This is a genomic window from Pseudorhodobacter ferrugineus DSM 5888 (assembly GCF_000420745.1).
GTDB lineage: Bacteria > Pseudomonadota > Alphaproteobacteria > Rhodobacterales > Rhodobacteraceae > Pseudorhodobacter > Pseudorhodobacter ferrugineus.
In genome coordinates this window covers 20111-43207 of sequence record NZ_ATVN01000004.1, presented here as the reverse complement: position 1 = coordinate 43207, position 23097 = coordinate 20111, and the positions used below count along the sequence as shown (strand labels likewise).

The window sequence follows — 23097 nt, the reverse complement described above, 5'->3', positions numbered from 1 at the left end:
AGGGCAGCACAACAAGAAAGGCAGGAAAATGCCCGTGGCGACGCGGTCGTCATGCGCAGCTTGGGCGGTAATGTAATCCGGCGCGGTGCTACTGCGCAGCGATCCCTTGAAGCGGATCACCGTATCCTTCGACACAGCTGTGCAGAATGCCAAGCGCGCGTTCGACATCACCGGTTTCAACGGCTGCGCGCAGGGCCTGAAGGGCCGTTGCCATTTGCAATTCCGTCAGGCTTTGCTCCTCGGCGCGCAGGATCTTCGGGTGTGGGGTCGGCAATAGACCTTGGCCGATCAGCAACTCTTCATGCAGCTTTTCACCAGGGCGAAGCCCTGTGACAATAATTTCTATATCTCCGTCAGGCCTATCGGCACTACACACCGTCAACCCTGCGGCTTGGATCATTTGTTCGGCCAAATCGCGGATTCGAACAGGTTCGCCCATATCCAGCACAAACACATCGCCGCCACAGCGCGCATCAGAAAAGGAACCGGCAAGCAAAACAAGCCGCGCCGCTTCGGACAAGGTCATGAAATAACGGGTCACATCTTCATGGGTCAGTGTAATCGCTTCGCCCTTGGCGATCTGGTCTTTGAACAAGGGTATGACCGAGCCGGACGAGCCGAGAACATTGCCAAACCGTACCATCGAAAATGCGGTCCTTTGTGTGCGTTTGGCAAGGTCTTGGATGACCAGTTCAGCCATCCGTTTCGATGCGCCCATCACATTCGTCGGCCGTACCGCCTTGTCGGTCGAAATAAGGACAAACTTTTGAACGCCAGCTGCAATCGCGGCATCAGCAAAGCTGCGCGTGCCTAAAACATTGTTTGCCAAGCCGGAAATCGGGTTCGCCTCGACCAAGGGCACATGCTTATAGGCGGCAGCATGAAAGACGACTTCGACCTTGTGTTCCACCATGACCGTGCGGGCCAAACGGCTATCGCTGATTGATCCAAGGATAGGCTGAAGGCGTGTTCCCGTATCTGCCGCCAGCTTTGAAAGCGCGCGTTCAACGGTGTAAAGTGCGAATTCGCTTGCCTCATACAAGACGATACAGGCCGGTTTGCTGGACAATAGTTTTCGACACAGCGCCGCGCCAACCGACCCCCCTGCGCCCGATACCAAAATGGTCCGCCCTTGGTACGCTTCGGTCCCCAAAGGCATGGCATTGCCAACCTGCATGCGCCCCAAAAACGTGTCGGGTTCGATCAGGGTCAGCGTATCGACAAGCCGTTCTACCCCTGTGATCTGCGCAAAGGAGGGCACCGACATGACGGTCAGCCCCATAACCTGAAGTTTGCAGGCGATTTGCGCCAGTTTTGGCGCGCATACAGACGGCATCGCTAGCAAGATCCTGTCAACGCCCAGCCGCGCGGTCAGTTCCAAAATCCGGTCCGAACCGTAAATATGCAGCCCGCCCGACGACAAATTGTGCAACGCCGGATTGTCATCGACAAAGGCAACGGGCCAAATGCTGTCATGCGACCGCAGCGCGGCAAGCAATTGTTCCCCCGTTTTTCCTGCACCGTAAATCAGCACGCGTTGGCGCGGCTGATCGGCACGAAGCACCCACAACAGCGTGTGCAACATCGCAAACCGCAGGGCCACGGCTGACAGAAAAAAGAACAGGCCAAACAGAATGATGCCAAGCCGCGGCACTGCGACCCCCAAGGCCGCGACAACCAATGTAAGGCTGCCAGCCACCAAAAGCGTCATTGCCCCCGTGCGCAAAATACCATGCGCCTCATAGGAATTGAGTTTGATGTTCGGCATTTTCAGCGCAACAGAAAACGCGCCCCCCAGACCTGCCAAAATCAGCAAAACCGCCCCGTGGGTTTGAAAAAATGCCACGTCAGGAAGCGTTTCGTACATAACCCCAAAAGCAAGTAGAAACGAGATTGGGGCAAGCACAACATCAACCAGCGCAAGGCACAGCTTTTTTTGCGACCGAGACAGCCGTTTCACGCGATTGAAAAAGAAGGTCCGAAAGGGCGGCATCAACATTCCCAACTAGAGCGATCGGTTAACAAAGCGCGTTTAACCGCAGGCGACCCTATCTGGCTAATTTGAATTGATTAAACATTGCTTAATGCTGGCTTGGGTTGGCTTGTCTTTTGTAAGTTTGCGCGGGGCATCCTTGATCCTTTGGAAAATACGGCGCCGCTTTTGGGGGCTGGTGTTGCAAACCAGAAGTCGCTAGAAATTTGGTATACCATTTTGGCAATCTCTCCACCGTATCGACCAATCGACAAAAGGAAACAGCCATGACACTTCCCGCCCTTCTTGCTATTGGCGCCTATGCTGACTGGGATGTTCCCGACATGCAGGAAGGGTTTGACCTGTTGCAAATCGCATCGGCCAGCGCCTTGGCTGGGGTCGACGTGGCGCGGCGTCAGGGGATCAAAGCGGTGGCCTATAAAGGCCACAATCCTTTTGGTGCGACCGAGATGGACCTGCTGCCAAGTTTGGAGATCATCGCGAATTACGGCGTCGGCTATGACGCAATTGATGTCGAGGCGGCGACGAAACGCGGGGTCCGTGTCACCAATACGCCGGATGTTTTGAACGATGATGTTGCCGATCTTGCCGTGGCGATGTTGTTGTCCTTTACCCGTAACATGGCGTTCAATGCGGCATGGCAGGCGCGCGGCGATTGGGCGGAAAAAGGCGACCCACCTTTGGCGCGCAAATTTAGCGGTGCGCGGGCGGGCATCATGGGGCTGGGCCGCATTGGCCGCGAGATTGCGGACCGTTTGGCGGCGTTCAAGATGGAAATCCACTATCACAGCCGCAGCAAAAAGAACACGCCGGCAGGTTGGGTTTGGCATGAAACACCCGAAGGGTTGGCGGCGGCTTGCGACTATATGGTCGTGGCGCTGGTGGGAGGTAAAGCCACCGAAAACTATGTGTCGCGCGATGTTATCGCCGCGATGGGGGCAGATGCAGTGATCGCCAATATCTCTCGCGGGACCACGATTGACGAAGATGCCTTGCTAGAGGCGCTGGAGGCGGGGCATATTCGTGGCGCCGCGTTGGATGTGTTCCGGGTCGAGCCGCAGTTTGACCCACGCTTTTTGGCGTTGAAGAACGTGTATTTGCAGCCGCACCAAGGCTCGGCCACAGTTGAAACCCGCAAGGGGATGGGGGCATTGCAGCGTGCCAATATCCGCGCGCATCTGGCGGGTAAGCGGTTGCTGACGCCCGTCAACTAACGCCTGTAAATTTAGGCTTTCAAGCCCCGACTGCTTTTGCTGCGGTCGGGTTTTCCTTGCGTTCGTAAATGTCGGTGATGTTCAGCGCCAGATGCCGCATATGGCTTTCCACCTCTGCGCTTACCAGCGTGACATCGCGGGTCCGCAGGCCTTTGACCATCGCGCCGTGCTGTTGCAACACGCGCGGCCTGTCGCGGCGCAGGCTGGCGGCCAAAAACCGGGGCCGCCACAGCCGCGCCATATAGGCGGCATGTGTGTCGATCAGCGATACATTATGCGATGCGGCGGTGATCAGACGGTGAAACCGCATATCCACCTCGAAATAATCTACCGAATCGGCGGTGTCCGAAATGTCCAGCATCTTTTCGTTCAAGGCTTCAATTTCTGCCAGCTCGGGCGCCGTAACATTCAAGCAAGCCAGTCGCGCGCCAAGCGACTCCAGCGTGTTCATCACGATCAAATCGTCGGTGATTTCCTTCAACGTCGGGTCGGCGACAATCGGGCTGCGCGATGGCCGCAAAACCACCAACCCTTCGCTTGCCAAAATCCGGATCGCCTCACGCAGCGGGGTGCGGCTTACACCATGACCTGCCGAGTTGTCGCGTTCTTTGATAAGCGCGCCGGGGGCAAGGGTTCCGACCAGAATGTCGCGGCGCAGGCTGTCTGCGATTTGTTCGGCCAGTGTTAGTTCCGACATAGGGCACTCAGGTCCATTCCAACTGTTTTGATCGGCGCACGGTCTTTCATAGTGCAAAACCGGACCAAAATAAAAAACAAATTTTTTGGTATACCAAAATGGTTGCAATTTGTCCGAACTCCGTTAGCGTTGACATGGACAAGGACCAAACGTCCTGTCGGGCCGTGAAAGGGCGCGTGCCCCAAAAGCCAATTTAACAGTCGTTCTGGGAGGAACCATGAAATTTAGCACCTATATCGTGCCAGCGCTTGTCGCGGCTGCCATTGCCGCCCCGGCCACCGCCGAAACGCTGCGCATTCAAAACCATTACGCCCCCGAGACCGAGTCGGGCAAACAGATCCAGCAATTTGTTGACGATGTGACTGTGATGTCCGGCGGCGATCTGGCGATTGAAATGTTCTATTCGTCGTCTGTTGTAAAAACGGTGGAAACCTTTGACGCCGCAGCAACCGGCATCCTGGATTGCGACATGACAGGCGGCGCCTATCAGACCGGCAAAAACCCTGCGTTCCAATTCGTTGGTGATATCATGGGCGGCTATGACACCCCGTGGCAGCAGTATGCGTGGCTTTATAACGGTGGCTTTGAAGCGGCTGACGCTCTGTATGGCCAGTACGGGATGAAGCTGATCGGTTGGTCGATCTATGGGCTTGAATCTTTTGCATCTACCAAGCCTATCCGTGGTATGGCCGATTTGAAGGATTGGAAATTCCGTTCCCCTCCAGGTCTGGAAACCGAGATTTTTGCATCCTTGGGTGCCAAGCCTGTCGTGATGGATTTCACCGAAATCTTTACCGCGCTTGAAACCGGCATCATTGATGGGGCCGATGCGTCGGGTCTGGCGAACAACAAAGGCATGGGCCTTTATGACATCGCCAAGAACGCCAACTTCCCTGGCTTTCACTCCATGCCATCCGACCACTTGGCCTGTAACAAAGCCAAATGGGACAGCCTGAGCGATCAGCACAAGCGCATCTTGGAAGTGGCAATGCAAAAGCTGTCGTTCCAGATCGCGCTGACATTCGAGGTGAAGAACCTTGAAGCCAAAGCACAGCTGGAAGCCGAAGGCGTGACCATTTCCAACTGGTCCGAAGCTGACCGTGCCGAGTTCCGTGCCGCCGCACAGGCGGCATGGCAGGGCTGGGCTGAAAAAACACCCGAGGCACGCGCCTTGGTTGACAGCCACATGGCCTTCCTGACCAAGCTTGGTCTGGTTAAGAAATAAGCTTATGATGCCACGGCAGGCGAGGGCTTTCCTTGCCTGCCGTTTTCACCTGACCGCAGCACCTCTATGGTGACTTTCATGTGATAAAAAAATAATTACTTTCCGAAATAAAGGAGTCGCGACATGCGCGCGTCAAGTGCTTCAAGAGAGCTGCTTTGGCCCTTGGTGTTCGTTTTTGCGGCGGGCTATCTGGCGTGGTATACGCCCCGCCTGATCGTCTTTTCCGGCCATGCGTCGGATGCCATGATTACGCGGTTCCCAACTGCGGGCGTGTTGGAATTTCTGGCGCTGTTTGGCGCAATCGGGTCACTGGTTATAGGCGTTCTAACCATCCGCCCCACCGCGCAAGAAGGCACCAATATGGGCGTTTTTGACCGGATGAGCCTGTTTATGGGTCGCGTCACCATGCTGTTGATCGTGTCGCTGGTTCTGGTCATGTTCTACGAAGTCGTCGCGCGCTATGTCTTTGAAAAGCCAACGCTTTGGGCGAATGAGCTGTCCTTGTGGATGGCTGGCGCGATCTTTCTGTTTTCGGGCCTTTATGCGATGCAGCAACGCTCGCATATCCGGATTTACCTGCTGTATGACATGATGCCGCGCAATCTGCAGCGGGTCTGCGACTTGTTTTCCACCGCGCTGATTGTCGGCTTTGCCTTTGTGATGCTGTGGGGCAGTTACAACGAGGCGCGGGATAAATTCATGCGCTGGGAAACCTTTGGCACCGCCTTTGACCCGCCTATCCCCGCCACGATCAAGCCCTTGCTGATTGTCTTTATCTGTCTGGTGGCGTTGCAAGCCGTGATTAACCTGATCAATGACTGGGGCAAGGACAAGGAGATCCACGCCGTGGTCGATGAAAGTGAAATCGAAGAATTCGTTCAGGAAATGGGCGCAAAGCTCACGAAAAAGGGCTAATCCATGTTTGATATCTCAACCATTTCCTTGGTCTTGCTGCTTGCGATGCTGTTGTTGCTGGCCATCGGCATGCCTTTGGGCTTTGCCTCGGCAGCACTTGCCGCGCTGGTGATGTTCATGAAATTCGGGCCGGACTTTTTGTTTGGCACCTTTGGCACGGGGCCATTGGGGATTTTGTCGCAACGGATTTACGGGTTGCTGACGGATTATGTACTAATCTCCATCCCGTTATTTATCTTTATGGCCAACCTTTTGGAACGGTCGGGCATCGCGGGGCAAATGTATGACAGCCTGAACGTCTGGTTGTCGCGCACCCGTGGCGGCATTGCGATTGTCACATCCATCATGGCCGTCATCATGGCGGCGATGTCGGGGATCATCGGCGGCGAGGTGGTGCTGTTGGGCCTGATCGCCCTGCCGCAAATGCTCAAACTCGGCTATAACCAGAACCTTGCGATTGGTGTTATCTGCGCGTCGGGTTCGCTGGGCACCATGATTCCGCCGTCGATTGTGCTTATTATGTACGGGCTTATCACCGAAACCTCGATCAAGGCGCTGTTCACCGCTTCCTTCCTGCCAGGGTTCATGCTGGCGTCGTTCTTTATCATCTATATCATCATCCGCACGCAACTGCGCCCCGAAGATGCGCCTTTGCCGCCCGATGATCCGAACGACCCCAAGGGCCGTGAAAAGACGATGCTGTTCCTGACCTTCCTTGCCACCTTGGGCGCGGGCTTTGGTGCGGCGCTGTGGTTGCGTGTGGCGTTCTTTACAGTCACGGGCCAAAACCGCTTTATCGAAGGGGTGGACCCTATCACCCTGGGCACACCTGAATATGTCTGGAAAATCGGGGCATTTGTGTTGATTTGTACAGCCCTTGTTGCCTTTGTCTTTGGCAAGGACCGGTTCAAGAAAAGCTGGGCGATGGGCAAAGGTCTTGTCGCGCCGATCTTGGTAATTGGTGTGGTGCTTGGGTCGATTTACGGCGGTATTACGGGGATAACCGAGGCGGCAGGCATGGGGGCCATCGCCGTGTTCGTTATTGCCGTGATGCGCGGCGAAATGACGGGCCATTTGCTGTGGGACAGCCTTAAGCGCACGTTGAAATCGACCGGAACGATCATTTGGGTAACGATTGGCGCAACCGCGCTGGCAGGCGCCTATACCATCGCAGGCGGCCCAACCTATATCGCCAGCGCGATTGTCGGTCTTGATGTGCCGGCGATGGGGATCATCCTTGTGATGATGCTGATCTTCCTGATCCTTGGCGCTTTGATGGATTGGGTGGGCATTGTACTGCTGGTTATGCCCGTGTTCCTGCCAATCGTTCTGAAACTGCCCGTCGAAGAGCTTGGCCTGTTCGGAGAGTTGAACCCCCGCCATGTCGCGATCTGGTTTGGTGTGGTGTTCTGTATGAACATGCAGGTGTCGTTCTTGTCGCCACCCTTTGGGCCCGCCGCGTTTTACCTCAAATCCGTGGCACCGGCGCATATTTCACTGACCGACATCTTCAAAGGCTTTTTGCCCTTTATCTGCATCCAGCTTTTGGCGCTGTCCGTCTTGCTGATCTGGCCGCCGATTATTTCAGTGTTCCTGTAAGGAAAGGGTCACGAAGATGCTGACGACCGCGCAAGTCCAACAGTTTGACGCCACAGGCTATCTGGTGGTCGAGGATGTGTTGGACACGGCCCGACTGGCCGCGATCAAGGCGGAATATGCGGGCCTGATGGACAGGCTTTATGCCGATTGGCAGGTGCAAGGCCGTGTGCCGGATGGCGCGGGGCTCGATTATTGGGGCAAGTTGCTGGCGGCGTATCGCGCGGGGTGTGACTGGTTTCAGCCGATGGATATCTCGTTGCCAGGCGATCAGATTTTTGCCGATACGCCGTTCCATTTTGGCCCTGCGGTGTTTGATATGGTCACAAATCCGCGCCTTCTGGACATCGTGGAACAATTGATTGGCCCCGAAATTACCTCAAACCCGATCCAGCACGTCCGCATCAAACCACCCACAACCACCCTGCGCGGCGACGAGGTGCGCGCCCATATCACCGCGACCGATTGGCACCAAGACCGCGCCGTGGCACTGGAGGAGGCGGACAAAACCGATATGGTCACCGTCTGGCTGGCGATCACCGATGCCACGGTCGAAAACGGCTGCCTTCAGGTGGCGCCCGGCAAGGTGGGGATGCTGCCCCATTGCCCCAAAACCCAAACCGCCATTGCCGATGGCTATGTCGATCCGGCCAGCGCTGTGCCGCTTCCGGTCAAGGCGGGGGGCGCGGTGATTTTCCACCCGCTGACGCCGCATTCTTCGTTGGTGAACCAAACCGATGGTTTTCGCTGGTCGTTTGATTTGCGGTATAATGTGACAGGCCAAAACACGGGGCGCAGCCATTTCCCCGATTTTATTGCCCGCAGCCGCGCGCAGCCCGAAACGGAATTGCACGATTGGCAGGCATGGCGCGATATGTGGCACGCCGCCCGCACCCGCCTTGCCATTGCCCCGCACAAACCCATTCACAGATGGCAGGCCGACAGCCCCGCCTGTGCCTGAACGGAAACCGAAAATGACCACCACGATCCTGCTTGACCCATCCGACAATGTCGCCACGGCAACCAAAGCGCTGACCGCGGGCATGGATGGGGCGACCCAGCCCATCCCGCGCGGGCACAAACTTGCCCTGCGCCCGATTGCCAAGGGCGAACCCGTGCGCAAATACGCGCAAATCATCGGCTATGCCGCCAGCGATATTGCGGCAGGCGACCATGTGCACACCCATAACCTTGAATTTCGCACTGTCGATATGGCCTATGAATTTGGTACCAACCTGCGCCCCGTTAAACCCGCCGAGGCCGTTGACACCTTCATGGGCTACCGCCGCGCCACGGGTCGGGTGGGCACCCGCAATTACATCGCGGTGCTGACTTCGGTGAACTGTTCGGCCACTGCCGCGCACCGGATTGCCGATCACTTTAGCCCTGAATTGCTGGCGAAATACCCGAATGTCGATGGTGTGGTGGCCTTTGCGCATGGCACGGGCTGCGCGATGGGCGGCAATGGCGAAGGGTTTGAGGCGCTGCAACGCGTGCTGTGGGGCTATGCCCGCAACGCCAATATCGGCGGCGTGGTTCTGGTGGGCCTTGGCTGCGAGATGATGCAGATCGACTGGCTGATCGAAAGCTATGGGCTGAAACCCGGTCCGCTGTTCCAGTCGATGAATATTCAGGATGTCGCAGGTCTGCGCCGCACGATTGAACTGGGGATCAGCAAGGTCGAGGCGATGCTGCCCGTGGTAAACGCCTTTGAGCGTGAGGAATGCCCCGTGTCGGACTTGATGGTCGCGCTGCAATGCGGCGGGTCGGATGCGATGTCGGGGATCACTGCCAACCCCGCGCTGGGCTATGCCTGCGATTTTCTGGTGGCCCAAGGCGGCACTGGCGTGCTTGCCGAAACGCCCGAGATTTACGGCGCCGAACATTTGCTGACCATGCGCGCGGCCACCCCCGCGATCGGGGAAAAGCTGATCGGGCTGATCAAATGGTGGGAAGATTACACCAAGCGCAACCAAGGCAGCATGGATAACAACCCCAGCCCCGGCAATAAAAAAGGCGGGCTGACCACGATTTTGGAAAAGTCCTTGGGGGCAGCTGCCAAAGGCGGCACCACGCCGTTGAACGGGGTCTATAAATACGCCGAACCCGTCACCGCAAAAGGCTTCACCTTTATGGACAGCCCCGGCTATGACCCTGCATCGGTCACAGGGCAAATCGCATCAGGGTGCAATTTGGTGGTGTTTACCACAGGGCGCGGGTCTGCCTTTGGCGCGAAACCCTCGCCTTCGCTGAAAGTCGCGACCAACACCGAAATGTTCACGCGGATGGAAGAGGACATGGACATCAACGCAGGCACGATCCTGTCAGATGGCAAGTCAGTCGAACAGGTGGGACGCGAGATTTACGATATGCTGCTGGCCGTGGCGTCAGGGCAGCAAACCAAATCCGAGGCGCAGGGTTTGGGGGATTATGAATTTGTGCCGTGGCAAATCGGGGCGGTGATGTGACGGGGGCGGTATGCGGGTATTAATCACAGGCGGCGGCGGGTTTTTGGGGCAAAAGCTGGCCTGCGCTTTGGGCCAATCGGGCCGCTTGCGGGGGCAAAAGATTGCAGCCCTGACCTTGGCCGATATTGCTGCCCCTGCGTGCCCTGACATGCCCTTTCCCGTGACGGGTGTTGCCTGCAACGTGGCGGCAGCGGGCGATGTGCAAACCTTGATGGCGCAACCCTTTGACGTGATCTTTCACCTTGCGGCCATTGTATCGGGTCAAGCCGAGGCAGATTTTGATCTTGGCCTACAGGTCAACCTGTTCGGCACCTTGCACCTGTTGCAAGCGGCGCGGGCGGCGGGCAATTGCCCTGTTGTGGTCTATGCCTCATCCATCGCGGCGCATGGTGGCGAGGAACCAGAGGTGATTGTCGACGGGGTCGAGTTGAACCCGCAAACATCCTACGGCACGCAAAAGGTGATGGGCGAGCTGTTGCTGAATGATATGTCGCGGCGCGGCATGGTGGATGGGCGCGGGTTGCGCCTGCCCACCGTGTCTATCCGCCCGGGCCGCGCCAATGCGGCGGCGTCCAGCTTTATGTCGTCAATCTTCCGCGACACGATGCAAGGCGATACCTCGAACTGTCCGGTAGCCAAGGACTACCCGATCTATCACACCGCCCCCCGCACGGTGATCGCCAACCTGATCCATGCCGCCAATCTGGACGGCGCTGCGTTCGGCCCCAACCGCTGCATCAACCTGCCGGGGCGCAGTGATACCGTGGCCGAAATGATTGCCGCGATGACGTGTGTCGCGGGGGCCGAGCCTGCAAACCGCATCACATGGAACCCCGACCCCACCATACAAGCGATTGTAAAAGGCTGGCGCGGCCATGTGCGCCCTGAAAAGGCGCAGCGTTTGGGGTTTGTCACCGATGCGTCATTTGCCGATACCGTGCGCTGGTTTCTGGCGGATGACATCGCAAAGGCATCCTGATGTTGAACCCGCAGGCCCGCGAAGACAAACCCATGTTGGGCCTTGGGATGATGTGCGTGGCCTTGGCGATGTTCACGTCTATCGACACCTCGGCCAAGTGGCTTATCTTGTCGGGTCTGCCGATCATTCAGGTGGTGTTCGTACGCTATGCGGGGCATTTCATCGCCTCGGCGCTGGCATTTATTCCGCGCGAAGGGTTGGGCGCGCTGCGGTCCAACGCACCAAGGCTGCAATTGCTGCGGGCGGTGCTGTTGCTGGCCAGCACAATCTTTAACTTTGCCGCGCTGAAATACCTGCCCATCACTATCACCACGGCGATCTATTTTTCATCCCCCATCATCATCACCATCCTGTCGGTGCTGTTTCTTGGCGAACGGATCGGGGCGCGGCGGGTGGCGGCGATTTTGGTGGGGTTTGCAGGCGTTATGGTTGTGGTGCAACCGTGGGGGGCGGCCTTTCACCCCGCGATGTTCTTGTCGCTCTGCGGGCTTTTGTGCGCCTCAAGCTATTTTGTTTTGACGCGGCGACTGGCGGGGGTGGATAGCAATTCCACCAGCCAGCTTTGGGCCGCAGGGTTGGCCACACTAACGCTGGCACCGTTTGGGCTGGTGGCATGGGTTTGGCCCACGACCCCGCTGGATTGGGTGGTGATGTGCATGATTGGCGTGTTTGGTGCCGCAGGTCACGGCATCGCGGTGGCCGCCCACCGCTTTGCCAACGCGTCCAGCCTTGCGCCGATGACCTATATTCAGGTGATCTATGCCACCGCATCGGGCTATTTCATCTTTGGCAATTTGCCAACTTGGGCCACGGCGCTGGGCACGGCGATCATCATCGCGTCGGGTGTTTATATCTGGCAACGTGAACGGGAATTGATGTTGCAGCGCCGCCGCGTAGAAGCCGCCGCGCTGACATGAAAGGGAGAAGACCATGACAAAACCAGTGATCGGCTTTATCGGCCTTGGCTTTATGGGGGTTGGCATGGCGTCGAACCTTGTGAAAAAGGGATACCCGCTGTGGGTGCGCGGCAACCGCAACCGTGCCCCGATTGACGAGGTGCTGGCCCTTGGCGCACGCGAGGCCACAAGCCCCAAAGCGATGGCCGAGGCCTGTGATATTATCCACCTGTGTCTGCCCGACAGCCCCGCTGTCGAGGCCGTTTTGCGTGGCCCCGATGGCATTATGGCCAGCGGCAAGACAGGGTTGATCGTCATTGACACAACCACTGCCGACCCGAACTCGACCGTAGTTTTGGCGCAGGAAATGGCCGCGAATGGCATGACGTTGGTTGACGCCCCCCTTGGCCGCACACCGGTTGAGGCGGCGGCGGGCACGTTGGACGCGATGGTGGGGTGTAGCCCCGAGGTGTTTGCAACGGTCAAGCCCGTGATTGAAACATGGGCCGGAAACATCAACCACATGGGGTCTGTCGGGTCGGCGCACCGGATGAAGCTGGTGATGAATTTCATCGGCATGGGCTATGCCGCCCTGTATTCCGAGGCACTGGTGATGGCGGTAAAATCGGGCCTGTCGCCGCAAGATGTGCAGCGGGTGATCGGGTCATCGCGGCTGACCAACGGGATGTTCGACAGCTTTATGAAATATGCCGTGGGGCGGGATGTGAATGCGCATAAATTCAGCATCCAGAACGCCGCCAAAGACACGCGCTATATCGCCGGCATGGCAATGGCGGCGGGCATGGCGAACCCGATGGGATCTGCGATCCGCAATGCCTTTGCCCAAGCCGAGGCGGCGGGGAAGGGCGGCGACTATGTGCCGAGCCTGTCGGACCATGTGGCCGCTTTGAACGGGTTGGATTTGGCAGAAGCCGTGAAAAAGGGGGCGGTTTAACGGGCGCCGTCCCTGAGGTTGGCATGCCTGCGGCGCGAGTATTTGGACAAAGATGAAATCAGGTGGGGGGGGTATTTGCGCCAAGATGAAATCAGCCAAAGGCGTATTGTAGCGCCCATAAGCTGCCCATGCCCATGACGATGGTCCAGATCACCCCAAAGCGCCATCCGGCCAGCAGGGCAATCAAGGCGGCGGTCATGCGCAGCGGGTCAAACTGGCCTGCGGTGGCGGCGGGCCACAGGATCATTGGGGTGACAAGGGCGGGCAGCACCGCGACGCCAACATAGCGCAGATGGACCAGCAACCAATCCGGCAATTGCCGCCCGCCTAAAAGGCCAAGAAAGGAAAAGCGGATCAGGTAGGTGCCGATGCCAAGCGCAATTGTGACCAGCCAAAAGGTGCCCGTATCAATAGTAGGCGTGTCGATCATCGTGCCCCCTCCGCACGCGCGGCGCGGCGGCGTTGCCAGAATTCCACCTGTGCGCCTGCCATCATGGCCAGCGTGGCCGCGATAATCAGCCCGAAATTCCACGGCACGCCCGAAAACACCACCGCCGCGACAATCGACACCCCCGCCGCCACGATATGTGGCAAGCTGCGCAGCATCGGCGCAAAGATCGCGATAAAGCAAACGGGCACGGCGAAATCGGGCGACAGGGATGTAGGGATAAGCTGGCCCAAAACCGCGCCCAGATAGGTGCAGACATACCAGGGGACACAAACAATGGTCACGCAGCCAAAGTAATAGCTGATCTTTTCATTCAGGCTCATTTGCGGGGCCGCATCAAAGGTGCGCACCGACACCGCAAAGGTTTGGTCAACCATCACATAGGCCATCAGCATCCGCATCCGCATCGACGCCGCCCCGATATGCGGCACCAAGGCCGCCGAATACATCGCCATCCGCATATTCACCGCCAGTGACGCCAACAGCACCACAAACACCGGCGCCTCGTCTTGCAGCAGGCTAAGGGCGGTAAACTGCGCCGACCCCGCGATCACAATCGCCGACATAGCCACCACTTGCAGGATGTTCAGCCCTGCATCGGTCGCCACCATGCCAAACATCGCCGAAAACGGAACAACGATCACGACAAACGGCGCGCAGTCGCGCAGACCTTGCCAATAGGCGCGGGGATTGCTAACAAGTTTCATTATGTGGTTTTAGTTCCCATTATGTGAAACCATGTAAAATGACATGGGATCAGGCTTGCACTTTGGTATACCAAACCTCAATATGACCGTAGACCGCAACCGATTTCTGCCAGACGCCACGCCCTTTGAACAGCCACGCCCTGCCATAAGAAAGCGAAATCATGTCCGATACACGCGCGAACAAAAAATACCGTTCTCAGGAATGGTTCGATAACCCCAACAACCCCGGCATGACGGCGCTGTATCTGGAGCGGTATCTGAACCAAGAATACACGCGCGGCGAATTGCAGGGCAACCGGCCCGTGATTGGCATTGCACAAACGGGGTCAGACCTGACGCCCTGCAACAAAATCCACGTGTTCCTGATGGACCGTATCAAGGCAGGCATCCGCGATGCAGGCGGCGTGCCGATGGAATTTCCGGTCCATCCGATTCAGGAAACCGGCAAGCGCCCGACCGCAGCACTGGACCGCAACCTTGCGTATTTGTCGCTGGTTGAGGTGCTGCATGGCTATCCGCTCGACGGTGTAGTGCTGACCACAGGCTGCGACAAAACCACGCCCGCCATGTTGATGGGGGCGGCCACGGTTGACCTTCCAGCGATCGCGCTGAACGGCGGTCCGATGCTGGACGGCTGGTGGAATGGCGAGCGTACAGGGTCTGGCACCATCGTCTGGGAAAGCCGCCGCCTGCTGGCGGATGGCAAGATCGACCTTGAAGAATTCATGTCGCGGGTGTGTTCCTCGGCCCCGTCCTTGGGCCATTGCAACACGATGGGCACCGCCTCCACGATGAACGCGATGGCCGAGGCGCTGGGCATGTCGCTACCCGGAAACTCCGCTATTCCCGCGCCGTTCCGCGAGCGTATGGCCATGGCCTATGAAACCGGTCGCCGGATTGTCGCGATGGTCGAGGAGGATCTGAAACCGTCCGACATCCTGACGCGTAAGGCGTTCGAAAACGCGATTGTGGTCAACTCGGCCATTGGTGGCTCCACTAACGCCCCGCCGCATTTGCAGGCGATTGCGCGCCATGCAGGTGTGGAATTGCATGTGACCGATTGGCAAAAGCACGGCTTTGACGTGCCGCTACTTGCCAATATCCAACCCGCAGGCAAATACCTGAGCGAGAGTTTCTACCGCGCCGGCGGCGTCCCCGCGATCATGGGTGAGCTGTTTGCCGCAGGCCGTCTGCACGGTGATGCGATGACCGCCGCAGGCAAGCCTGTATCGGAAACCGTGGGTAAATGGCGCAGCCGCGATACCGACGTGATCCTGCCCTATGACAAACCCATGCGCGAAAACGCAGGTTTCCTCGTGCTGTCGGGCAACCTGTTCGACAGCGCCTTGATGAAAACCAGTGTAATCTCAGCCGATTTCCGCGCGCGGTTCCTGTCGCGTCCGGGCGAAGAAAATATCCACGAGGCCCGCGCGATTGTGTTTGAAGGCCCCGAAGATTACCACGACCGCATCAATGACGCAGCACTTGAGATTGATGAAACCTGCATCCTCTTCATCCGCAATGTCGGTTGCGTCGGCTACCCCGGCTCGGCCGAGGTGGTGAATATGCAGCCGCCGGATGCGATGATCAAGGCAGGCATCAACCATATGCCCACGGTCGGCGATGGTCGCCAATCCGGCACGTCGGAAAGCCCCTCGATCCTCAACGCCTCACCCGAAGCAGTTGTGGGTGGTGGCCTTGCTCTGTTGAAAACCGGCGACCGCGTGCGGCTGGATCTGAACGCCAGCACCATGAACGCGCTGGTCGATGATGCCGAATGGGCGCAGCGCCGTGCCGATTGGGTGGCCCCTGTGCTGCACCATCAAACCCCGTGGCAGGAAATCTACCGCACCCATGTCGGCCAATTGGCCGAGGGCGGGTGTTTGGAACTGGCCACATCCTATCACCGCGTGGTCAAGGATTTGCCGCGCGATAACCACTAAAGGGGCAGTTCCATGACCAACACGATCCTTATCACAGGTGCAGGCTCTGGCATCGGTCGCGCCACCGCGCAGGCGTTCTTGGCTGCGGGTTGGCGCGTGGGCCTGATTGGCCGGCGCGAGGTTGCACTGACGGACACAGCCGCTGGCAACCCCAGCGCGCTTGTCCTGCCGTGTGACGTGACAGACCCTACCCAAGTGGACGCCGCCTTTGCATCCGCCGCCAAAACCTGGGGCCGCATCGACGCGCTGTTCAACAATGCCGGTGCGTCGCTGCCGTCAACCTTGATTGATGAGATCAAAGTCGAGGATTGGCTGCATCTGTCTAACGTCAATATTACGGGCATGTTCCTGTGCGCGCGCGCCGCCTTCCGGCATATGCGGATCCAAAATCCGATAGGCGGGCGCATCATCAACAACGGCTCGATCTCGGCCCATGTGCCGCGCCCGGGCTCGGCGCCCTACACCATGTCGAAACATGCGGTCACGGGCCTGACGCGAACCTTGTCGCTCGATGGCCGCCCGTTCAACATTGCTTGCGGTCAAATCGATATCGGCAATGCGCTGACCGATATGGCCGTGGCCATGACAAAAGGCGTGCCACAAGCCAATGGCACCAATGCGATTGAACCCGTGATGGATGTGAAACACGTCGCGCAATCGGTTTTGCAAATGGCAACGCTGCCGCTGGATACAAACGTGCAGTTCATGACCATCATGGCCAGCGCCATGCCCTTCGTCGGCAGGGGCTAACGGCCGCGCTTTCTTTTCGGCAAAAATATCCTCAGGGGGGAATTGCCCTCAAGGGCAAGGGGGGCGCGAGCGCCCCCTAGAGCGTTACGACTTTAACTAGAAACACGGCGTATCACATAACGCGTTGAAATCTTTGATTTCAGGCAGCGATTTGTGATTCAGGTTTATGCCGAAACGCTTTATCCCTCTACCTCACACAACGCCCCGCGCTGGCCAATCACCTGCGCCGCCAACCGCGCACCAGCCCGCACGGAAGTGGCCACATCGCCCCCCGCAACCCATGCGGCCAGAAACCCTGCGTTGAAACTGTCGCCTGCCGCTGTGGTATCCACGATCCGCGCCACCACTTCCGGCGCATGGCTGGCATAAACCGCCCCATCCCGCGTCAGCATGTCACCGCCGCCGTTTTTCACCACAACCAACCCCGCGCCCGCATCCGAATATCGGTCTGCCGTCGCCCTGACATCCGCGTCGCCAAAGAACGTGGCCTCATCCTCGTGCGATGGCAAAACCACATCCGACAGTGCCGCCGCTTCCATGATCACACGGCACATGGTCGCCGTATCCGGCCACAGCCTTGGCCGCAGGTTCGGGTCAAACACCACCTTTGCCCCTGCCGCCCGCGCCTGCGTCAAAGCGGCATAAAGGTTTGCCCGCCCCGCCCCTTCCAAAACCGCCAGCGTAATGCCCGACAAATACACAATCCCCGCCCCGTCCAACGCCCGCGCCAAATGCCCCGCATCTTGCGCCAACACCCGCGCCGCCGATTGCCCACGCCAATAGGCAAAGCTGCGCTCGCCATCCTTCAGCTCGATCAAATACAGCCCAACTGTGCGCCCTGCGATCCGCGCAATATGCGCCGTGCCAACACCCGCACCCTCAATAAAGCCGACCAGACGGTCCGACACGGAATCTTGCCCCACAGCGGTCAAATACTCGACCGCCCAAGCCTTGCCCAAGGCGCGGCGCAGATACCACGCGGTGTTCAGCGTATCGCCCGCAAACCCCATCCGGTAATCGCCCGGCGCTGCACTTGGCGCCATTTCAACCATTGCTTCGCCAACACAGGTGATACGGCGCTTTTGGGGTCGTGTAACTGTCATAGGTTGCCCTTTATATGGTCCCTGCAAAACTGCAAAATCTCTTTGGGCGCGCATGGCAACGCTATGCCCAACCCATCCGCAAAGGCGTCAAACGCTGCCCGATTGCCGGTATTAACTGCCGTCAAAACCGGAATCCCCGCCGCCAGCGCCTGCCCGATCAGCGGGCGAAACCCGCGGCCATCAGCCTCTTGCTTGCCGAATTTGTTCACGATCAACAAGTCGGGCGACAAATCCAATGCCCGCTCCACCAGCCCCACCGCCTGCTCTAAGCCCGCAGGGTCAAGGCGGCAGCCCTTGGACAGCGCCCCAAGGTTCTGGCTGATCCGCACCACCTGCACACCTGTCAAAATGTGCAAATCCATGTGGCAGGGCCGCGCGGGGTCAAAGTCTTCGTTCACCTGCACCACACCGGCCAGCGCCACACCGTCACCGCGCAACTGCGCCGCAACTTCGGCCAAAACCACATCGGCTTGGCCGCGCGTTCCCCCTGTGACAAACCCCAGCATCGCGGCCCTCTTGCAACTGCTGTAACTGACATACAAGATGCAGCTACCCGATGAAAGCACCCTATGACACCGACCTATCCAATCCTGCCCAACCCGTCCGACCCGCGCCTGACCCGTGCGATTACGGGCACCGATCACACTGGCGCTGACGTGACGCTTTCGGTGGTCGAGGAACGGCCCCTGACCATTTACCTGAATGCGCAGGAAATCGTCACGGCGATGACCATCGGCGATTATCCCGAATACCTCGCCCTTGGGTTTTTGCGCAACCAAGGCATGCTGCGCGCCGATGATGTGGTAACAGGCGTGGACTATGAGGAAGACGTTGAAACCGTCGTCGTGCGCACCCAGCGCAAAACCAGTTATGAGGAAAAGGTCAAAAAGAAAACCCGCACGTCCGGTTGCGCCGTGGGCACGGTTTTTGGCGATATGATGGAAGGGTTAGAGGGGCTGACCCTGCCTGCAACCCCCGTCCGCACCTCATGGCTCTACGCGCTGGCGCATCAGATCAACACGGTCCCATCCTTGTATTTGGAGGCGGGAGCGATCCACGGCACGACGCTCTGCCAAGGGGATAAACCGCTGGTCTATATGGAAGACGTGGGCCGCCATAACGCAGTCGACAAAATCAGCGGCTTCATGTTCCAACACAACATTCCGGCGGCGGATAAAATCCTCTACACCACCGGCCGCCTCACCTCGGAAATGGTCATAAAAACCGCTTTAATGGGCATCCCCACCCTCGCCTCGCGCTCCGGCTTTACCGCATGGGGTGTCGAAATCGCGCGACAAGTGGGCCTGACCCTGATTGGCCGGATGCGCGGCCAACGCTTTGTCTGCCTGTCGGGCGAGGATCGGCTTATACGCGATACAGACGTGACCCCCGCCGAGGAAGACCGCAAACACCGCCGCAAAGGAGCGCAGGATGACTGACAAGATCACGCTTGATTTCACCCTGGCCCAAGATGAAATGGTCGAAGGCATCGCCATGGCATCCAACGCCTTGCTGTTGCCGTGGCAACGCCGCGTCATTTCGGTGGCCCTGCTTGTTATGGCGCTTTTGGCGGGGGCGGGGGCCATGGGCCTGTTCATCTGGGCCTACACGGCCGCAACTGGCGGCATGCCGCCCTTTTACATCGGGCCAATCGTGTTTCTTTTGGTGGGTGGTTTTGGGTTGCTTCAATACGGGATGCAGCTGGATTGGATGTCCACCCGCGCCTTGGCCTGTGAAGACCCGACGGGCACCCGTATCACCGTTGATGCGGCAGGCATTCACGTTCAAACTACACATGAAGACAGGCGTCTGGGCTGGCCCGCTGTGTTCCAGTTGACCCATGGCAAAACTGCGATTTTCATGTCGATCGGCGGCGCGGCCTTTATTCTGCCAAACCGCGCCTTTGACGACCCCAAAGCCGCCTTTGCCCAAATGCAATCATGGCACACGGCGGCACAATGACCCTGCTCGGCATCATCCTTGCAGGCGGGCGCGCAACCCGCATGGGCGGCGGCGACAAAGGCTTGCGCATGGTCGCAGGTCAGCGGCTTATCGACCATGTCATCACCCGCCTGTCCGCTCAATGCACGCCCCTTGCTATCAACGCCAATGGTGACCCCGCACGCCTTGCCGAATTTGGCCTGCCCATCCTACCCGACAGCCTGCCCGATCACCCCGGCCCCTTGGCGGGTGTCCTCGCAGGCCTAGATTGGGCCGCAAACCTTGGGGCAACAGCAATCATCACCGCCGCCGCCGACACCCCGTTTTTCCCTGCCGATCTGGCCGTCAAACTGCAAGAGAACGCAGGCCCCTCCGGCCTGTGCCTTGCCGCCAGCCGCGACCCTATGGGCAAGCTGCACCGCCAACCCACCTTTGGCCTGTGGCCCACCGCCCTGCGCCACGACCTGCGCGCGGCGCTCACGGGTGGCCTGCGCAAAATCGTTTTGTGGACCGACAGCCACCACGCAGGCACCGCCGAATTTGTCAGCCACCCCTTTGATCCGTTCTTCAACATCAACACACCCGAAGATATACTTGAGGCAGAAACCCTGATGGGGCAGGCATGAAGATCTACGGCATCACAGGCACTAAAAACGCAGGCAAAACCGGCCTCATGGAACGCCTGATCACCGAATTCACCGCGCGGGGGCTGTCCGTTTCCACCATCAAACACGCCCATCACGCCACGGAAATCGACCACGAAGGCCGCGACAGTTACCGCCACCGTACCGCAGGCGCGGGGCAGGTGCTGGTATCATCCCCCGTACGCTGGGCGCTGATGACCGAATTGCGCGGTGCGTCGGAACCCGCGTTGGACGACCTCCTCCAACGCCTAGACCCCGTCGACCTGATCCTGATCGAAGGCTATAAACAAGCCCCCCACCCAAAGATCGAGGCGCACCGCACAGAAACCGGCCGCCCCTTGCTGTCGCCCGATAACCCATCGATCCGCGCTGTGGCATCGAATGCCAACCCCGCAACCGCCCTGCCGTTGTTCCACCTTGATGACACCACCGCCATCGCCAACTTCATCGCGACAGAGGTGGGGCTATGACGTTTGACAGCGTGATCGTAGTCGATTGGTCGGCGGCGGGCAAACCGACCACGGGCGGCGATTCCATTTGGATCGCCATCGCCACGCCCCAAGGCACCACCGCCGAAAACATCGCCACCCGTCACGGTGCCGAGGTGCGACTGTCCGAACTTATCGCTGACGCCTTAACCCAAGGCACCCGCCTGCTGCTGGCCTGCGATTTCGCCTATGGCGCGCCGCGCGGTCTGGCCGAACGGCTTACCGGCCAGCCCCACGCGCTCGCCCTGTGGGACTGGCTTGTGGCCCGCGTCACCGACACACCGAAAAACGGCACGAACTACCGCGATATTGCCGCCGAAATGAACCGCCATTTCACCGGTGGTGGCCCGTTCTGGGGCAATGGGCAAAAGGCAGACACCCCCGATCTGCCGCGCCTGAAACCCGCGCTCCCCCCCGAACTGGCTCATTTCCGCCGCGCCGAAACCGTCGGGCACGAGCAGGGCTTGCAGCCCAAAACCATCTGGCAACTGGCCGGCGCTGGGGCCGTTGGCGCGCAATCGCTGACCGGTATCCCTGTGCTGCACCGCCTGCGCGCTGCCCATGCGGGCAAAATCGCGGTCTGGCCGCTGGAACCCACCGCCAATGCCCCTGTGGTCATTGCCGAGGCGTATTTATCCCTGCTCAAAACCGATGTCGCCGCCTTGGTCGCAGGCGGCATGACCGCGGATGAGGCGCAAACCCGCACCCATGCCAAGGCCTTCTTCGACCTGTCGCAAACCGGCAAACTTGGGGACCTTATGGCCCCGAATGAACCCCAGGAATTGCTGCAAGCTGAAGGCTGGTATCTTGGCGCGGGCATGGCAAAAGCACTGCAAGCCCAGCGTAAAACCCTAACCCCGCCCCGCCTGCGCAACGATTGCTTTGCCATGCCGCAAGGTGTGGCGTGGACCCCAGTGGATGCTGCGCTGGCCCGCCTGCGTGCCGCCTTGCACCCCGTGACGGGCATCCAAACCGTGCCTCTGCACAGCGCCCTCGGCCACGTTCTTGCCGTCGATGTCACGGCCCAACGCGCCAACCCGCCCCATGCCAATTCGGCAGTCGACGGTTACGGCTTTGCCCATGCCGCCACGGGCTCAGGCATCTGCCAGCTCCCCTTGGCACAGGGCCGCGCCGCCGCAGGCCAACCCTTTACCGGCACCGTCCCACATGGCCAAGCCGTGCGTATCCTGACTGGCGCGATCCTGCCCCACGGCGTTGATACCGTGGTGCTAGAGGAAGACTGCGCGATCAGCGCCACCGCCATCGCCTTTGATGGCCCCATCAAGCCCCGCGCCAACACCCGCCGCGCGGGTGAAGACCTGCCCCAAGGTGCCACCGCCCTGCAAAAAGGCCACAAACTCCGCGCGCCCGACTTGGCGCTGCTTGCGGCCACTGGTACGGGGCAGGTGCAAACCTTTCGCCGCCTGCGTGTGGGCGTTCTGTCTACGGGTGATGAAATCACCAGCAACGCCGCCGCACTCCACCAGATCTATGATGCCAACCGCCCCATGCTCCTCGCCCTTGCCACAGGTTGGGGCTATGACGCCATCGACCTCGGCCATGCGCCTGACACCCCTAATGATATTCGTGAAAAGCTCACCCTCGGCGCTCAAACCACCGATGTCATCCTCACCTCCGGCGGTGCCTCGGCAGGGGATGAGGATCACGTGTCCAAACTCCTTTCCACCGAAGGCACCTTGTCCAGCTGGCGCATCGCGATGAAACCGGGCCGCCCGCTGGCGCTGGCCATTTGGAACGGCATCCCCGTCCTCGGCCTGCCTGGCAATCCCGTCGCTGCCCTCACCTGCGCGCTCATCTTCGCCCGCCCCACCCTCTCAACCCTTGCTGGCGCGGGCTGGGTGGAACCCCAACGCTTCACCGTCCCCGCCGCCTTTTCCAAATCCAAAAAGGCCGGTCGCCGCGAATACCTGCGCGCCCGCCTCAATGCCGATGGCCATGCCGAGGTGTTCCAATCCGAAGGGTCGGGCCGCATATCCGGCCTCGCATGGGCCACAGGCCTGATTGAACTGCCCGATGCCGCGACCGAGGTCACCCCCGGCATGCCGGTAAGCTTCCTGCCCTACACCGGCATGGGCCTAACCTGACCCCCATTTCATCTTTGCAAAAATACTCAT

At 59.2% G+C, this 23097-nt stretch carries 22 protein-coding genes; 16 read left to right on the top strand and 6 right to left on the bottom strand.

The features are described from left to right. Window positions 1-88 precede the first annotated feature (88 nt). A complete protein-coding gene (locus G560_RS0104905) occupies window positions 89-1993 on the bottom strand; it encodes a polysaccharide biosynthesis protein (RefSeq protein ID WP_033419260.1) in 1905 nt (634 codons plus the stop codon). 266 nt (window positions 1994-2259) lie between these two features. On the opposite strand from G560_RS0104905, the gene G560_RS0104900 reads away from it, so the two are divergent. Then, window positions 2260-3207, top strand: a complete 948-nt coding sequence (locus tag G560_RS0104900) for a 2-hydroxyacid dehydrogenase (protein WP_022703193.1) — start codon at window positions 2260-2262, stop codon at window positions 3205-3207. Window positions 3208-3226: 19 nt separating this feature from the next. Here the strand turns inward: G560_RS0104900 and G560_RS18590 are convergent, their stop codons facing one another. Next, on the bottom strand, window positions 3227-3904 hold the full coding sequence (locus G560_RS18590; protein ID WP_022703192.1) for a GntR family transcriptional regulator: 678 nt from the start codon (window positions 3902-3904) through the stop codon (window positions 3227-3229). Window positions 3905-4121: 217 nt separating this feature from the next. On the opposite strand from G560_RS18590, the gene G560_RS0104890 reads away from it, so the two are divergent. The 8 genes from G560_RS0104890 to G560_RS0104855 all read left to right on the top strand — a co-directional run bounded on the left by G560_RS0104890 (window position 4122) and on the right by G560_RS0104855 (window position 12938). Then, a complete protein-coding gene (locus G560_RS0104890) occupies window positions 4122-5129 on the top strand; it encodes a TRAP transporter substrate-binding protein (RefSeq protein ID WP_022703191.1) in 1008 nt (335 codons plus the stop codon). 123 nt (window positions 5130-5252) lie between these two features. Beyond that, window positions 5253-6044 carry a TRAP transporter small permease subunit gene (locus G560_RS0104885; RefSeq protein ID WP_022703190.1) on the top strand — a complete coding sequence of 264 codons (792 nt, stop codon included), beginning with the start codon at window positions 5253-5255 and terminating at the stop codon, window positions 6042-6044. 3 nt (window positions 6045-6047) lie between these two features. After that, window positions 6048-7643: a TRAP transporter large permease gene (locus tag G560_RS0104880; protein WP_022703189.1), complete on the top strand. Its 1596-nt coding sequence runs from the start codon at window positions 6048-6050 to the stop codon at window positions 7641-7643. A gap of 16 nt (window positions 7644-7659) precedes the next feature. After that, window positions 7660-8601 carry a phytanoyl-CoA dioxygenase family protein gene (locus tag G560_RS0104875; RefSeq protein ID WP_022703188.1) on the top strand — a complete coding sequence of 314 codons (942 nt, stop codon included), beginning with the start codon at window positions 7660-7662 and terminating at the stop codon, window positions 8599-8601. Between the two features lie 13 nt (window positions 8602-8614). Then, window positions 8615-10108: a UxaA family hydrolase gene (locus tag G560_RS0104870; RefSeq protein ID WP_022703187.1), complete on the top strand. Its 1494-nt coding sequence runs from the start codon at window positions 8615-8617 to the stop codon at window positions 10106-10108. A 10-nt stretch (window positions 10109-10118) separates the two neighbouring features. Next, complete coding sequence (gene denD, locus G560_RS0104865) at window positions 10119-11087, top strand: D-erythronate dehydrogenase (RefSeq protein WP_022703186.1); 969 nt, start codon at window positions 10119-10121, stop codon at window positions 11085-11087. Beyond that, entirely contained in the window at window positions 11087-12004 is a 918-nt protein-coding gene (locus G560_RS0104860) for a DMT family transporter (RefSeq protein ID WP_022703185.1), read from the top strand. Before denD ends, G560_RS0104860 begins: the two co-directional genes overlap by 1 nt. Window positions 12005-12017: 13 nt before the next feature. Then, the gene (locus G560_RS0104855; protein WP_022703184.1) at window positions 12018-12938 is read left to right on the top strand and encodes an NAD(P)-dependent oxidoreductase; all 921 of its coding nucleotides are present in this window, start codon (window positions 12018-12020) and stop codon (window positions 12936-12938) included. Between the two features lie 91 nt (window positions 12939-13029). On the opposite strand, the gene G560_RS0104850 is transcribed toward G560_RS0104855, so the two are convergent. Both G560_RS0104850 and G560_RS0104845 read right to left on the bottom strand, forming a co-directional pair. After that, entirely contained in the window at window positions 13030-13368 is a 339-nt protein-coding gene (locus G560_RS0104850; protein ID WP_022703183.1) for an AzlD domain-containing protein, read from the bottom strand. Continuing rightward, a complete protein-coding gene (locus G560_RS0104845; RefSeq protein ID WP_022703182.1) occupies window positions 13365-14093 on the bottom strand; it encodes an AzlC family ABC transporter permease in 729 nt (242 codons plus the stop codon). Before G560_RS0104845 ends, G560_RS0104850 begins: the two co-directional genes overlap by 4 nt. Window positions 14094-14254: 161 nt before the next feature. Here G560_RS0104845 and G560_RS0104835 point away from each other — a divergent pair, with 161 nt between their 5' ends. Next, on the top strand, window positions 14255-16036 hold the full coding sequence (locus G560_RS0104835) for an IlvD/Edd family dehydratase (RefSeq protein ID WP_022703180.1): 1782 nt from the start codon (window positions 14255-14257) through the stop codon (window positions 16034-16036). A 12-nt stretch (window positions 16037-16048) separates the two neighbouring features. After that, window positions 16049-16786: an SDR family oxidoreductase gene (locus G560_RS0104830; RefSeq protein ID WP_022703179.1), complete on the top strand. Its 738-nt coding sequence runs from the start codon at window positions 16049-16051 to the stop codon at window positions 16784-16786. A 179-nt stretch (window positions 16787-16965) separates the two neighbouring features. On the opposite strand, the gene G560_RS0104825 is transcribed toward G560_RS0104830, so the two are convergent. Continuing rightward, the gene (locus G560_RS0104825; RefSeq protein ID WP_033419255.1) at window positions 16966-17889 is read right to left on the bottom strand and encodes a sugar kinase; all 924 of its coding nucleotides are present in this window, start codon (window positions 17887-17889) and stop codon (window positions 16966-16968) included. Next, a complete protein-coding gene (locus G560_RS18585) occupies window positions 17886-18395 on the bottom strand; it encodes a DUF2478 domain-containing protein (RefSeq protein ID WP_022703177.1) in 510 nt (169 codons plus the stop codon). The genes G560_RS0104825 and G560_RS18585 overlap by 4 nt, the downstream gene beginning before the upstream one ends. Window positions 18396-18458: 63 nt before the next feature. Here G560_RS18585 and G560_RS0104815 point away from each other — a divergent pair, with 63 nt between their 5' ends. From G560_RS0104815 to G560_RS0104795, 5 genes are read left to right on the top strand one after another with little or no spacing between them, the layout of a single operon-like run. Further along, entirely contained in the window at window positions 18459-19328 is an 870-nt protein-coding gene (locus tag G560_RS0104815) for a formate dehydrogenase accessory sulfurtransferase FdhD (RefSeq protein ID WP_022703176.1), read from the top strand. After that, on the top strand, window positions 19321-19851 hold the full coding sequence (locus G560_RS0104810) for a YcxB family protein (RefSeq protein ID WP_022703175.1): 531 nt from the start codon (window positions 19321-19323) through the stop codon (window positions 19849-19851). The genes G560_RS0104815 and G560_RS0104810 overlap by 8 nt, the downstream gene beginning before the upstream one ends. Next, a complete protein-coding gene (gene mobA / locus G560_RS0104805) occupies window positions 19830-20456 on the top strand; it encodes a molybdenum cofactor guanylyltransferase MobA (RefSeq protein WP_022703174.1) in 627 nt (208 codons plus the stop codon). Before G560_RS0104810 ends, mobA begins: the two co-directional genes overlap by 22 nt. Next, window positions 20453-20944, top strand: a complete 492-nt coding sequence (mobB, locus tag G560_RS0104800; protein ID WP_022703173.1) for a molybdopterin-guanine dinucleotide biosynthesis protein B — start codon at window positions 20453-20455, stop codon at window positions 20942-20944. Before mobA ends, mobB begins: the two co-directional genes overlap by 4 nt. Next, window positions 20941-23067 (top strand): molybdopterin-binding protein, encoded by a 2127-nt coding sequence (locus tag G560_RS0104795; RefSeq protein WP_022703172.1) that lies wholly within the window; start codon window positions 20941-20943, stop codon window positions 23065-23067. The genes mobB and G560_RS0104795 overlap by 4 nt, the downstream gene beginning before the upstream one ends. Window positions 23068-23097: the final 30 nt, after the last annotated feature.